The following is a 13802-nucleotide window of genomic DNA, read 5'->3' as shown; positions in this document are numbered from 1 at the left end:
CGTACCAAGCGACTGCCGCGGCTTTTTATGCTGCTCGCTCAACCCTCTCCCAACTCATCGCCCAGCCATACAACGCAATACACCCAAACACAAGCATCGTAGGCCCGAACACAAACGACAGCAGCGGCATCATCAACAACGAGCAGGACACCATCAGATAAACATGCAACGCCAGCTGCATCGGCACCGCGATCACCACAAACACTAGCGTAAGCAGCGTCAGGAATATCTTCTTCGGCCACGAGAAGTCAAAGATGTAGTAGACCAGCGCATGCCCCCACGGCAGCAGGAACAAGAAGCTGGCGCACGTCTTCACGCCGTTGTCGACATATCTGCTGGCCGTGTATGGAAAACTTTGCGGCGCCACCGCGAAGAACAGCAGCGCCGTAGCCTGGATGAACACGGCGAACAGCAGGAAATACCGCAGCGGCAGGTACTGGTCCCGTATCCGAAACGTCATCAGGCAAATGGCAAGCGTGCCGATCAGCGTTATGCACCAGGTCAGCACGTCTGGCGTCGGGGCAATGACATTGGTGTAGGGCAGGTTGAAGTCGAACCACGCCACCCGCGTCAATTGTTCACTGACGCTGCCCTCGATGCCGAGCCTGTCGATCCAGAAGCGCAGCACCGCCGCCCACAGCCCGCTGATACGGTCGCGCAGCAACCATTCGGCCAGATTGAACGCCACCGGCACCAGCAGGATCCCCGCGAGCGCGGGGACGGACAGGGTCAGGTGGTCCAGCGAACGATGCCGGGCCAGGCACAGGACGGTCAGGCCAAGGGCGTCGCTCTGGTCGCGTGTGGCAGCAGTGTGTCCGGTAGGGTGCGTCATGGCTAGAACTCGGCGAAGAACCCGATTTCCGCTTGCTTGCGGTTGTAGGACGGGTTGTCGTAGTAAATGGCGCGCAGGTTGATGCCGTAGCGCTTGGTGAACCATTTGCGCCAGGTCAGCGAGACCTCATGGCTGTTGAAGTCGCTCAGCAGGGCCTGCTCGCCGGTGAGCTGGTAGGCTTCGCTGCCGCCGTCGTATTTCAGCGTGATGAACTGGTCCTTGTCGCGGCCGTAGGTCACGGCGACTATGCCGCGATTGGAGCGGATATTGCCCGGATCGCTGCGGTTGAGCCGCGCGCCGAGCTGGATGATCCAGGGGGCGTCGAAGTAATAGGTCAGGCCGAGCAGCAAGGTCTTGTCGGTATAGACCTCCTTGGCGCGGTAGTAGGTGAAGCCGACGCTCGCGACCAGGTTCTTCTTCTCGAGCAGTTTGCGGAACAGTATGCCGTCGACCCGGAACTCGGGCAGGAAGAAGCCGCCCGCGCTGGTGCCGGCGCTCAGGAAGCCGTACCAGTTCTCGTCGAAGGTGCGGGTGTAGCCCAGCCCGAAGAACGTGCCCTGGTCGCCGAAGTGGCTCTGGTGGCTGATTTCGCCGGTCACGTAGTCTTTCGGGGTGATGTTGACCCCGCCTCGCAGGTACTGGTCGTTCCAGTTGGCATTGTCGCCGGTGAGGTTGGCGTGGCCGAGACCGCCTTCCACGAAACCCGTAAGCAAGGGGACGAACGTCCTTGGTGGGGTGGCTTCTGCCTGGGCGCGGACATCGGTGGCGGCAAGCAGTGCCAGCATGCCCAGCAGGGGCAGGGCACGAGCGCCGTGGGTTCTGGTTTCCGAGAGCTTCGCCATGCGTATCCTGTCGATCTTCTGGTCGATGTCGCCCGGAGGGGCCCGTCAGGACGCTCCGGCCCGCAAGCTGCTGTTAAACCATACACTGCTTCGCGGCGATCAGTCGATAGTGGTTCGCTCGGTGGTGACGTGTGTTGCATGTCTTCGCCCGATCTGGTGCAAATCAGCGACACCGCAAGCCTGGCGGAGGCGGCGCAATCGCCTGCTCAGGACTCAGCCGCGACTCGAACGCCAGGTACAGTGCCTCCTCCAGGACATTCCAGTGCTTGCCATGCCGGAACTGGATGGAACGCAGGCGCCAGCACGCGATGGCGTCCTTGTCTCCCATCTTGTCGGCGACCAGGGCCACCAGCCCCCAGGGGAAATCGACTTCGGACATCTGCAGCCAGGCCCAGCGGTTCTCTTTCATCCATAACTGGTAAGCGACGGCATGGGGCCGGCCGGCCGGCTGGATATCGCCCAGGATGGGGAAGATCTGCGCTACGGCGTCGGGGTAGAACTCGAACTGCTCGCGTGGCTGGGTGCTGACCAGGTAGCCCTGGTTAGGGCGCCAGAACACGCGCAGGATGTCCTTGTCGAGCTGTTCGGCCTTGCGCCTCCATCCGGCGGCGCCTACGGCGTCTCCGTGGCGCTGGCGATAGTTGCTGGCAGCCTTGAAGGCGCTTGAGACTTCCACGTTGTCCATCAGCAGGCCCACCGGGAGCTTGGCCGAGATGTAGTAGACGCCGGAGCCCGGATCGCGCAGTTTGTCCAGGTACCGGCTGGCCTTGTCGAAGCTGGCCTGCCACGCCGGCGGCATGCCCTTCGGCGGCGCGCTGCGGACCAGCAGCTCCATCCAGGCCGCCATCAGCGCGTCGTCGGCATCAGCCTCCTGGCAGGACATGAAGCGCTGGCCCTTCATGCAGTAGCGGTCGAAGCGGCCGTCGGCGTGCTGGCGCGGCAGCAGCCATGCGATCCAGCGGGTTGCGGCAGTTCTGGTGGTCATGCCCGCGTCCTGTGCGGCCAGCAGTGCCTTGGCCGCAAAGTATGGATCGATCGAGTCGCCGGCGAAGTAGGTCGTGATCGCCCCGTCGGGATGCTGGTAGTCGGTCAGCGTGAGCTCGGCAGCGCCCGCCGGCTGGTGGACGTATGTGGCAAGGATCAGGAGCAGCGCGAGCAGTGTTTTCATGGTGGGCAAGGGCGCGTTATGGGGTGGCTACGTGACTATCGGGTACGACCCTTCCAACCTCCGGGGCGCATGCCGCGCCATAAACCACCGTGCCAACCCGCACGTGGAGCACCGGCGCCACCACGGTGGTGCGCTTGTTCGCGGCGCCGATCGTGCTGCGCGCCCCGACATCGATCTCGCGCTCGGAAGCCACCGGCCCGGCGATGACGCATTCGCGGGCCACGGAAATGGCGCCACCTGCGATCAGTGCGCCGTCGATGCGCACCCGTGAGCCCAACCAGATGCAGCCGCTTGCCTTGATGCTGCCGATAATGCGCGCGCCGGAGCCGATCCACAAGTCGCCATGCACGACAAGGTCGCCGCGATACAGGGTGCTGGCGGGAAACGTCAGATCATGCGTTACCAGCCAGCGGCCGTTCGAGGCTTCGGGGGGATTCAGCACGGCATGCGCCCAGTCTCCCCCAGGCGGGGCGGTGGCGTCCATGTCGGGGGGCGCTGCCAGGTGACGCGCCCCGAACCCGATCACCGCCGCGCTGACCGAGGTGAATTCGCAGTCGTCTTCGAGACGAATGGAGTAGAGGGCAGAGAGCGGTCCGCGCAAGCGGCACTGCGGCTCGACATGAACACTGCGTGCGTGCGCCCAGCGCTGCAGTTCGCTGCCGCTGCGCATCAGGATCTCGCCTTCGGACAAGAGCACCTGCAGGCGATTCCTCCGGCCGGTGGAGATACCGCGCCGGCCGTAGATGTCCCTTGAAAACGTATAGCTGTCCGGAAGCACCAGTGAGCCGCTGGTGACGATGGTGCGCGCACAGACGCCGATGAACGCCTCCGCCGCCGTCGGCATGAATGTGCCTGTCACGTGGACCACAGGCCGCAAGGCGCTGACCGGATGCGCCAGGCCACGCAGGCCGGAGTTCTCGTCCTGCCGCTCGACCATCGCACGAAACACCGCGGCCACGGCCGCGACATCCAGCGTGTGTTCGCTATCGATCGCCAGCGGCCGGACGTCGCTCCGGCGCCGCCATTCAAGCACCGCCGGCACCAGCGGCAACCCGAAGACCAGCATGGTGAGGAGGCCAAGCAGCAGGGGCCACATGCTCAGCTCCTCTGGCGATAACGCGTGGTCTTGTCCCACCGCAGTTCGCGGCGGAGCAGGTAATCGAAGGCGACCTGGCTGAGGATGGCGCGCGACACGGTCAGCATGCTGACCAGGAAGCCGAAATAGTTCAGCGGCAGCAGGCGGATGCGTTCGCGGCTGCCGTCCAGGTACACGGCGGCGGCGATTTCGAAGAAAGCGGCAAAATTGCCGAGCGTCCCGTACGACATCAGCGCGAACAGGATCACCGCTTCACCGAACAGCGGCAGGCCGCCGGCATAGAACAGCAGGATCGCCAGCAGCCAGCCGAACAGCATCAGCGGCGCCATCATGTAGATGCCGAGCAGCGCCACGCCGTCGATTTTCTCGAACAGCCCGTGATTGCGGCAGACCGCCATCTTCCAGCCGTGCCGATAGAGCGCCTGGTTGTGGCCCTTGGTCCAGCGCATGATCTGACGCACCCGCACGGGCCAGGTCTCGGGCACCTCTTCATAGCACTCCGACCAGTTCTGGTAGACCGTCTTCCAGTTGGCCAGCAGCAGCCGGTAGGTCAGGTCGGTGTCTTCGGCCAGCACATCGTCATGCCAGCCGCCGGCGCTTTGCAACGCCCGCATCCTGACGCCGCCGACGGTGCCGCCGTACTGTGGCACCAGGTTCAGGTTCATGCGGGCCTGCTGGTCGACCTGATAGCCGCCCGAGCGCTCCAGGTCGAGCAGCCGCGTCAGCAGGTTGCTGCCCGCGTTCATCGGCACCACGCGGCCCATGGTTGCGCCCACCTCGGGATCGAAGAAAGGCGCCACCAGTTGCTTGAGCAGGCCCACCGGGGGCAGGTAGTCGGCATCGAAGACGACGATGATGTCGCTGGCGACGGCGTCGCTCGCATCCTTGAGCGCGGCCGCCTTGCCCGGCTTGCCGCCGGTGCGGTGGAATGGCGTGATGCGTCCCGGGTACTGCTGCACGAGGTCGTCGATAATCTCGCGGGTGCGATCGCAGGAGCGGTCGTTGACGGGCATGATGGTGAGTCGGTCGACCGGATAGTCCGCGTGCAGCAGGCATATCAGCGAGCCGGCGATCACGGCCTCTTCGTTGTGCGCGGCGACCAGCACGGTCAGGCTTGGCCAGTCCGCGACGTCGATGTCCAGGTAAGGATGGCGCTGCCTGCCGAACAGCCGGTTCAGCGTGAACATGTAGTGGCGCACGGCATAGAAGATCACCAGGCCGACGATCAGCAACAACATGGCCGTCAGCGGCGGCACCATCGCCTGCGCGTCCGCCCGCTCGGGCGGCGTGGGCGCCCGCTCCGGCAGCGGCGTGAGCGCCGGTGGCTTGGTCCAGGCGGGCGGGCGCAGTGCCGGGTCCGTGCGCGGGGTCTCTTCCAGCGTGTCCGGCGACGTCATTGTCAGTTCCACCGCTGCGCCTGGCGGTGCGGCGGCAGCGTGGGCCATGAGCTTGGGCAGCGCTTTAGGGGCGGCTTCCGGAGCTCCGGATCCGCGGGCGAAGGCCACTCCCCTCAGGGGAGTTTCCGTGGCCTTCGCTTCGGGCGCGGGCATGGTGAAGACCAGCAACCCGCTCAGTGAGACGAATAGGCGATACGCCAGGCGCATGCTCAATGACCTCCATCTTTGTTTAAATCTTGGAGGCTGGCCGTGCTCCCCCAGCCAGCCCCTGCGCATTACAGCTTGCCGGCGACGAATGCCAGCGAGGTGCCTCCTTGCGATGTCACGATCCAGTTGGCCGAATCCCATGTCACCGTGGCGAGTCCCTGCGTCACCACCGGCTGGGCATAGCCGGTGCGCGGCAGCACCCACGCCATGTCGGTCAGGTCGGTCGGGTGGCTGGCCTGGAACGACCATGCGTTGCCGGTATCGGTGGCCTGCCAGGTGGTCTGCTGGCGCCGCTGGCTGAATTGCGCCAGCGTATCCATCGTGTACCAGTTGAACAGTCCGCTTGCCTTCACGTTGTCAGCCTTGTTGAAGATGACGTTGAGCGTCTTCGGGTATTGGATAGCGCCCGCCGGGTGCATGTAGATCAGCCGGCTGGTGCGGTTTTTCGCCACGAAATCGATGAGCTGCCGGTACCAGGTGTTGATGTCGGCCACGGGCACGTTAAATTCCTCGAACTCCTCGAACGTCGCGTACTGCCCGAACGGCATCACCGGGAAGGCGCGGATGGTGTTGTTCGACAGCACACCATCGCGATAGCTGCGCGTCGGCGCCATCCCGGTATGGCCCAGGAAGTAGTAGCCGGTGTTACCGTTGGCTTCGAGCCAGTTGAGCGACCACTGCGGCGTATTGCCTTGCGGCGCGGAGTACTCGACCGCGGCGCGTCCGGTCACGCCTTCCACGCTCTGCTTGTTCAGCACCAGGTACTGTTCGAAGGTGGACTGGTTGGTCTCGCTGGCGTTGCTACCCCAGTAGTCGTGGATCCATCCGCCATGGCTGCCGATCTTGTGCCCCTTCGATTGCAGGGACAGCATCAGATTCTTTGCCGAAGTGTTCTGCGACAGGTTGACGCCCTTGGCGTCGCCGAAGTTGATCTGGTCAGGGCCCGCAGTCACGGAAATGGAGAACGGGCTATTGCTATTGTCGAAGGTGCCCCAGGTATTCATTTCCACCGCGGGCGCGATCTGGTCGCCGGCGCATAAGTGCCAGTTCAGCACCAGCCCGCCGCGCGCCTTGGGCTGCGCCGAAAGCCGCGCTGTCTTCATCAGGTTGCCGCCGAAGTAGCGCAGGAAGCCGTGCATCAGCATGCCGTCGGTCTGTCCCTTCAGGTAGGCGAGCGGCAGGTTGACGAACAGCACGCTGCCTGAGCCGAAGTTGCGCAGCCCCGCCACCAGCCCGAAGTTTGGCGACGTGATCAGCGCGGAGCCGGTATAGGTGCCCTGCGTGACGAAGCTCGGATAGATCAGGAAGCCATAGACGTAGCCCGAGATGCCTTCGATGGGAGGGGTCGTGCTCGCGTCCCACACCATTGACTTGCCCGGCGGCACCTGCAGCGTCCTCAGCGTAGTGCCCAGGGCGGTGATCGGCCCCACTCCGATCATGTTGCCGAGCAGCTGGTCATAGAGCACGTAGTCGACGCCGGCAAGGTTGCTGAGCCGGCTCTTCTGCGGCGCGTAGAAGCCGGTAGAGGTCAGCGCGCCAAAGTCGTAGACCAGCATCAGCTTGCCGCCCTGGCTGGTGTAGGTCTCCAGCGCCGCGATCAACGCATCGCTGGCGTTCACGTGCACCTGGTCCGGCAGGATCACGCCCGAGAACTGCGCCGGGGTTATGCCTTGCTGGAACTGCGTGTCGTTGATGACGGTCATCTTCAGGCCTTCTTCCTGGGCCCCATCGAGCCAGGCCGACACGCGCGCATCGGGAAGCGAGAAGCCGTCTGGCACCAGCAGCGCGATCTGGTTGGTGGCAGCGTGCGAGAATGCCGGCAAAGCGAGGACCAGTGCCAGGCATAGCTGGAGCACCAGGTCGCTGCTCCGCCGCAGCAGTGAGTAGGATTGGTAGAGCACAGTCTTCTCCCAGCGCGATGATTACAAGTTGCCTCGCCGTGCGAAACGCCGCGACGCATCAACGTACGTGAACATGCAAGACTCTCAGTCCGGGTCGGCTCCAGGCGCCGGTGCGAGCGTGTATGTGCCCGCCTTCACCTTGGCTCCGGCCTTGAGCTTCTTGGGCTTGTTCGCCTTCAGCGCGTCCTTGAGGGCCTTGAGGGCTACCTTGTTCTTGCCCTTCTCCGCCTCGTACGCAAAGTCGATCTGGAAGCTGTGGTCATAGCCCAGCAACCCGCCGGGATCCGCCGGACTCGCCGGGAGATAGAGCGGAGTCTCGGCCGCGGCCGCAGCGGCGTCCACGGTCAGGGCGGCATGGGCGGGCACCGAGGCCAGCGAGGCGGCGACGAGCACCGCTGCTGCCGCTGCCGCAAACCGTGTCATAGGTAAGCGCTTCATTGCCTTGCTCCTCCTGCTTGGAGCGGCCAGCCGGGCCTGGTACCGGTGCGCTGGGCCGCTGGTTTTTCTGAACCTTGTGTTTCGCTACAGGCTGACGACGTTGGCGTCGACCGACTCATCGCCACATTCCCGATACGCTTCAGGGGACGCCGCCTGCAGCGCAAAGACAATGCGTTCGCTGGCGCGGCCGTCGCCGAACGGGTTGTGTGCGCGCGCCATGCAGGCGTATTCCTCGGGATCGTTCAGCAACTGCTCCGCGGCGGCGATAAGGCGAGCCGGGTCGGTGCCGACCAGCCGTGCGGTACCGGCGGCCACGGCTTCCGGCCGCTCGGTGGTTTCCCGCGTCACCAGCACCGGCTTGCCCAGCGCCGGCGCCTCCTCCTGGATGCCGCCGGAATCGGTGACGATCAGGTAGGCGCGTGACATCAGGAACACGAACGGCAAGTAGTCCTGGGGATCGATCAGGTGGATGTTCGGGTGCCCGCTCAGGATCGCCTGCACGGGCCCCTGCACGCACGGGTTCAGATGCACCGGATAGACGATCTGGATATCCGCATTGCGGTCCGCCAGCTTGCGCAGCGCGGTGAACAGGCGCTCGAACGGCGCACCGAAGTTTTCGCGCCGGTGCCCGGTCACCAGCACCAGCCGCCGCGACTCGTCCAGGAACGGATACTGGCTCGCCAGCCGGCACCGCATTTCGGCATCGGCGTCCAGCCGGGCCTTGACCTGCAGCAGCGCGTCGATGCCGGTGTTGCCGGTCAGGCTGATGCGCACCGGATCGACGCCTTCGCGCAGCAGCGTTTCCTGTGCCTGTTGCGTTGGCGCGAAATGCCAGGACGCCATCACGTCGGTCACGCGCCGGTTCATTTCTTCCGGCCAGGGGGCGCTGAGATTGCCGGTGCGCAGTCCCGCTTCGACGTGGCCGATCGCCACGTTGCGATAGAAGGCCGCGAGCGTGGCGGCCAGAGTTGTGGTGGTGTCGCCGTGGACCAGCACGGCTTCCGGCAGGAAGCGGTCCAGCACCGTGTGCACGCCTGACAGCACGCGCGTCGTGATGTCGGAGAGGCTCTGCCCCTGACTGATCACGTTGAGGTCGAAGTCCGGCACGATCTCGAACAGCCGGAGTACCTGGTCCAGCATCTGCCGGTGCTGTCCGGTGACGCAGACCCGCAACTCGAAATTGCCGGATTCCCGGAGCCGGTGAATCAGCGGTGCCATCTTGATGGCCTCGGGACGGGTCCCGAATACAGCGAGGACTTTCTTCGGCATGTCGGTCTCTCTCGTCTTGCAAAGGGAGTCTCGCCGGTGGGTTGGCGGACGATCTGCTTGCCAGATCGCCCGTCCTACGCGTGCCGCAGGAGAGGCGCCGCGTGTGCCTGCCGACATCACCGTTTCGTTATGTCGGAATATGCACGCCGCGTCATAAGAGAGCGATGGCTGTGCCAGCGATTTCTAGTTCATTGAATTCATTGGGAATTCTCTGTCGCCGGCAAGGCCGCGCGCCGGCCGCCGCCGATGTGCCGGTTGCAGCGTTGTTACTTGAGTCGGCGGGGGAAATCGCGATGTCAATATCGAAGCGTGCGCAATGCCGCACTGCACGGTGGATAGCCGCTTCGAAAGGTGGCATTGCAGGCGCCGGCTTGCAGCGCACGCCATCCATAACAGGCTATGTCGGGTATCCGGAGCCTCGGCAGGAATGCATCAGGCTTGGTCCGGACTTGCGGAAGGCGATATCGGGGACAGAACAGTGGCGGTATGAGGAGAAGAGCCCAGATGTACCGGATCAGGCTATTGTTCTAGGACAAAGTGCGGATAGACTTCGGGCGGTCCATGTGCAGGGGTGACCGCAACTCAGTCTTTTGGCTGAGGCCATCGGTGCGCAGGATGAAGGAGGCGGGCTGCCGATATGGTTGCAAGAATGAAACTTAATGCATATCAGAGTTAAATATAACTAATAACTACGACAAAAATGCGTTGATGAGACATTGTCGGCACACGATCGACATATGCCATTTCTGCCAGAATGGTGTGAAATGAAAGCAAAAGGCCCGGGCGCTGCCCGGCATTTCTCACCCCCCGCTACCGGAACACTCCCACCGCCCGCTTCAGCCCCTCCGTCTGCCCGCGCCGGCCACCAGCGCCGCATTCTCCCGGAACGCTTCCTGGATTTCCGCCACGCGCCGGGCCATGCCTTCGATGCCGCTGCGCTGGCTGTCGCCCAGCGTCGCCAGTTCTTCCACCAGCGTCGCGAGTTTGCCGATGCTGGCCACCACCTCGTTCATCGTCTCCCCGGTATGCCCGACCAGCTCGGTGCCGGTGCGCGCCCGTTCGACCGAGGCGCTGATCAGGCCCCGTATCTCCTTGGCCGCCGCGGCGCACCGATGCGCCAGCTGCCGGAGTTCGCCGGCCACCACCGCGAAGCCCTTGCCATGCTCGCCCGCACGCGCCGCTTCCACCGCCGCGTTCAGCGCCAGGATATTGGCCTGGAAGGCGATGCTGTCGATCACGCCGATGATCTCGGTGATCTTGTCGCAGGCATCGTTGATTTCGCCCATGGTGCGGATGACCGACAGGATTTCGCCGCTGCCGCGCGCGACCACGGCGCTCGACGCCTCGGCCAGCTCGCAGGCGCCGCGGGCCTGGTCGGAGCTGGCGCGGGCGGCTGCGTCAGCGTGCGCATGTCCTGCATGGTGTGCGCGATGGTGCGTGCCTGGTCTTCGGTGCGGCGCGCAACGGTGGCACTGGTGTCCAGGATATTGCCGGCGGCATCGGCCACGCTGCCGGCGGCGTGGCGCACCTGCAGCAGCGTCTGGCGCACGGTGTCGAGCGTCTTGCGGAAGGCGCGGGCAAAGTCGCTGTCGGGCTCGTGGCCGTCGGCGCTAAGCGTCAGGTAGCCCCGGTTCGCGCTCGATGCCCGCGGCCAGCGCGCTGAGTTCGTCGGTGGAGCGTGCTTCGCGCTCCAGCCGCCAGGCGATCGCGCACAACACACCGGTCTGCGCCACCACGAAGGCGGCGTGGAACAGCACCATGTTGAAGCTGGGATGGGTGAAGCAGACCGCATTCCAGTGCGCCCTGATCACGTTGCCCCAGTACGCCTGGTCTGCCTTCGCCAGCGCGGCGAACGCCGCCGGCCGCGCCGTCCTGGCAATCAGCCCCAACTCGGCCATGCGCTGGCGGATCTCGGGCGCGGCCAGCACAGTCTCGACGTCGGCGGCAACCTTTTCGACGATGGGCTGGGGTGTGCCAGCCGTGGTGAACAGGCCCATCCAGGCCGGCCCGTCCAGTCCCTTGTAGCCGAGCTCGAGGAAGGTCGGAACGTCCGGCAGCATCGGCGCTCGGGTATTCCCGGTGACGGCCAGTGGCAGGAGCTTGCCGCTGCGCGCGTGCTGGCGCACTGTCATCGGCGACAGCGTGCCCATCGAGATCTCGCCCCCGAGCAGTCGGCGCCTCGCCCTTGTACGGGACATGCACGAGCTCGGCGCCCACGGCGTTGCAGAAGACCTGCATGTAGAGATGTGCGCCGGTGCCGATGCCATAGGTACCGTAGGAATACTTGTTGGGCTGTGCCTTCGCCTGGCTGACCACCTCGGGAAGCATGCGCGGCATGGCACTGTTGGCGGCCAGCACCAGGTGCGAGGTGCAGAGCTGGCTGATGGCGGCCAGGTCGCGCAGCGGATCGAACGGCGGCTTGGCCACCATGTACGGCGTCTGCACCAGGCTGGGCAGCGCGAGCAGCAGCGTGTGGCCGTCTGGTGCCGCCTTGGCGACCGCGTCCGCGCCGATCATGCCGCCCACGCCAGGCCGGTTCTCCACAATCACGGGGCGTTGCCAGAGTTTTCCGAGCGGATCGCCAAGGGTGCGCGCCAGCACATCGATGGCTCCGCCAGGCGAGTAGGGCACCACCAGCCGAACCGGCCGCGCAGGATAGGTTGACTGGGCCCGTGCCTAGCCGAGCCAGAGCGTCGGAGCGGCGGCGGCGAGGGAACCTGCGCCCAGCAACTGCAGGGCTTTGCGTCGGTCAGCTTGCATCGTGTTTCCTCTTGGTATTGACGACCTCTAGACGGCCCATCCGCATGGCGGGCAGTGCATGGCACGCGCGCTGCGGACCGGCAGCGGCCACAGCTTCGCGCAGCGTACGGGCGGCCGCAATGCCCGCACATCGGCGGGTGGACGAGCCGGCGGGCGGCATTTACCCGGAGAGGACGACGCGGGATGGCTGCGAGTCCCGAAATGGTGGCGACCGGCACGCCACCATGCCGCCGGGCACCATGGCACTCGCCGGCGGGCGCGGCGTGCCGGGCGGCAGCTGGCACCGGCGCCGGCCCTGCCGCCGCTCAATCCCTGAGCGCGGCCAATATCCGAACCGGCGCATCCCTTATGATGGGCGCCTCGCCGGCGCCCCGGCCCCAGGCCTCACAGGCCGGCCCCGCCGCGCGGCGTCCGATCCATTCCAGCTTGCTTTGCCATGGCCCGCCTCAAACTCGACCTGCCTGCCGACCAGTTCTGCTACGCGACCCACCTGACCGTGCGCGTCACCGATATCAACTCGGCCAACCATCTCGCCAACGATTCAATGATCTCGATGATTTCCGAGGCGCGGGCGCGCTTCCTGTATGAATTCGGCAGCGAGGACGTAAGGCAGGAGGGCGTCGGCATCATCGTCACCGACCTGGCCACGATGTACCGCAACGAGGCGCATGCGCGCGACCAGCTGGAGTTCGAAGTCGGCGTGATGGACTTCAACAAGTATGGCGGGGACATCATTTTCCGCATCACGCGGCCGGCCGATGGCGCGCTGATCGCGATGGCCAAGTCCGGTTTTGTGTTCTTCGACTACGTGCACAAGCAGGTCGTGCCGATGCCGGAGGGGTTTGCCGGGCGCTTCCCCAAGGTGAACTGGCTGGAGTGAGGGCAGCGCGCGCCGAAGCGGCGCGCGCAATTCAGTCTTAGCTCTTGCGTTCGCCGCCAAGCGCCTCGGTCAGGTCGCCGAGCATGCCCGACAGCTCGCCGGCCATCATGGTGAAGTCGGCATCGAAGCGCTCATCCTCATCGTGAGCCGTGCCATCGGCCTGCTCCTTGATGACATCCAGCGGCGCCACCTTCTTCACCACCAGCCCATCCGTCAGCACGAACGAGACCCGGTCATTCCACGTCATCGCCAGCCGCGTGCAACGCTTGCCCGCCGCGATATGGCGCTGCAGGTCCTCCGGATCGAGCGGATGCCGCACGTAGCGCACGGTGGCCTTGCTCTCGCTGGCGGACTGCAGCTCGATCTCCTGGTCGACGGTGAACCCCGCCGGGGCGGCGTCGCCGGACAGCCAGTCGGTCATGGCCGCTACCGGCGACTGGTTGACGTGCAGGTTGATCAGCGGCAGCGGATCCAGCGCCTTGAACAGCATGCCGCGCACCTCATCGGCCTTGGCGGCCGCGGCGGCGTCGATGGCGAGCCAGCCGTTGTCCGGGTCGATCCACACGCGCGTGTCGCGGCGGATGCTGAAGGCGCGCGGCAGCAGTTCCTCGGCGACCTGCTCCTTCAGTTCCTTGAGTTGCTTGCGGCCCGGCTTGTAGCCTTGCTGCTCTTCGATCTCGGCGGCGCGGGCGCGCGTGACCTGGTTGACCACGGTGGTGGGCAGCAGCTTTTTTTCAGTGCGCAGGGTCAGCAGCATCTGGCGGCCCACGGTGTGGACCAGTTGGCCGTTGTCACGGGGCGAGGCCCAGCCTTGCGTCTGCATTTCGAGGCTGGTGCCGGGGAAGAAGGCGTGCTTCGCCAGGCTGGCTTCGACCTCGTCGGCGCTCGGCGACCACGGGGCGGAGAAACGATGGACCTGCAGGTTCTTGAACCACATGAGAATTCGGCCAAAGGGACGAATTCTATCCCCTCGCGGCGCGCGGCCGCGAAAATCGCAGGCCGGCGCCGCGCG

At 65.3% G+C, this 13802-nt stretch carries 11 protein-coding genes and 1 pseudogene; 1 reads left to right on the top strand and 11 read right to left on the bottom strand.

What is annotated here, in order from left to right:
* Window positions 1-25: 25 nt before the first annotated feature.
* From K307_RS43550 to K307_RS43505, 10 genes and pseudogenes are all read right to left on the bottom strand, one after another.
* Window positions 26-832 carry a hypothetical protein gene (locus K307_RS43550; protein ID WP_042887253.1) on the bottom strand — a complete coding sequence of 269 codons (807 nt, stop codon included), beginning with the start codon at window positions 830-832 and terminating at the stop codon, window positions 26-28.
* A gap of 2 nt (window positions 833-834) precedes the next feature.
* Entirely contained in the window at window positions 835-1674 is an 840-nt protein-coding gene (locus K307_RS43545; RefSeq protein ID WP_042887252.1) for a YaiO family outer membrane beta-barrel protein, read from the bottom strand.
* A gap of 163 nt (window positions 1675-1837) precedes the next feature.
* Window positions 1838-2842 carry a hypothetical protein gene (locus K307_RS43540; RefSeq protein ID WP_230626357.1) on the bottom strand — a complete coding sequence of 335 codons (1005 nt, stop codon included), beginning with the start codon at window positions 2840-2842 and terminating at the stop codon, window positions 1838-1840.
* Window positions 2843-2858: 16 nt separating this feature from the next.
* The gene (locus K307_RS43535) at window positions 2859-3938 is read right to left on the bottom strand and encodes a hypothetical protein (protein ID WP_042887249.1); all 1080 of its coding nucleotides are present in this window, start codon (window positions 3936-3938) and stop codon (window positions 2859-2861) included.
* A 2-nt stretch (window positions 3939-3940) separates the two neighbouring features.
* Window positions 3941-5542 (bottom strand): glycosyltransferase, encoded by a 1602-nt coding sequence (locus K307_RS43530; RefSeq protein WP_155301382.1) that lies wholly within the window; start codon window positions 5540-5542, stop codon window positions 3941-3943.
* 68 nt (window positions 5543-5610) lie between these two features.
* A complete protein-coding gene (locus tag K307_RS43525; protein WP_042887247.1) occupies window positions 5611-7443 on the bottom strand; it encodes a membrane protein in 1833 nt (610 codons plus the stop codon).
* Between the two features lie 84 nt (window positions 7444-7527).
* Complete coding sequence (locus tag K307_RS43520; RefSeq protein WP_051975432.1) at window positions 7528-7881, bottom strand: hypothetical protein; 354 nt, start codon at window positions 7879-7881, stop codon at window positions 7528-7530.
* Between the two features lie 84 nt (window positions 7882-7965).
* On the bottom strand, window positions 7966-9150 hold the full coding sequence (gene wecB, locus K307_RS43515) for a non-hydrolyzing UDP-N-acetylglucosamine 2-epimerase (protein ID WP_042887245.1): 1185 nt from the start codon (window positions 9148-9150) through the stop codon (window positions 7966-7968).
* A gap of 836 nt (window positions 9151-9986) precedes the next feature.
* Entirely contained in the window at window positions 9987-10502 is a 516-nt protein-coding gene (locus K307_RS43510; RefSeq protein ID WP_080745416.1) for a methyl-accepting chemotaxis protein, read from the bottom strand.
* 450 nt (window positions 10503-10952) lie between these two features.
* Window positions 10953-11784 (bottom strand): annotated as a pseudogene (locus K307_RS43505) (tripartite tricarboxylate transporter substrate-binding protein); the annotation flags it as partial.
* Window positions 11785-12346: 562 nt separating this feature from the next.
* Between K307_RS43505 and K307_RS43500 the strand changes: the two are divergent.
* On the top strand, window positions 12347-12790 hold the full coding sequence (locus K307_RS43500) for a thioesterase family protein (RefSeq protein WP_022536610.1): 444 nt from the start codon (window positions 12347-12349) through the stop codon (window positions 12788-12790).
* Between the two features lie 37 nt (window positions 12791-12827).
* Here the strand turns inward: K307_RS43500 and K307_RS43495 are convergent, their stop codons facing one another.
* Complete coding sequence (locus K307_RS43495) at window positions 12828-13727, bottom strand: recombination-associated protein RdgC (protein ID WP_042887244.1); 900 nt, start codon at window positions 13725-13727, stop codon at window positions 12828-12830.
* Between the last annotated feature and the right edge of the window lie 75 nt (window positions 13728-13802).

The sequence above is a fragment of the Cupriavidus necator A5-1 genome (assembly GCF_000744095.1).
In the GTDB taxonomy this organism is placed as follows: domain Bacteria; phylum Pseudomonadota; class Gammaproteobacteria; order Burkholderiales; family Burkholderiaceae; genus Cupriavidus; species Cupriavidus necator_A.
Note: the sequence above shows the minus strand (reverse complement) of the source record. Positions and strands in the feature narration are given on the sequence as shown.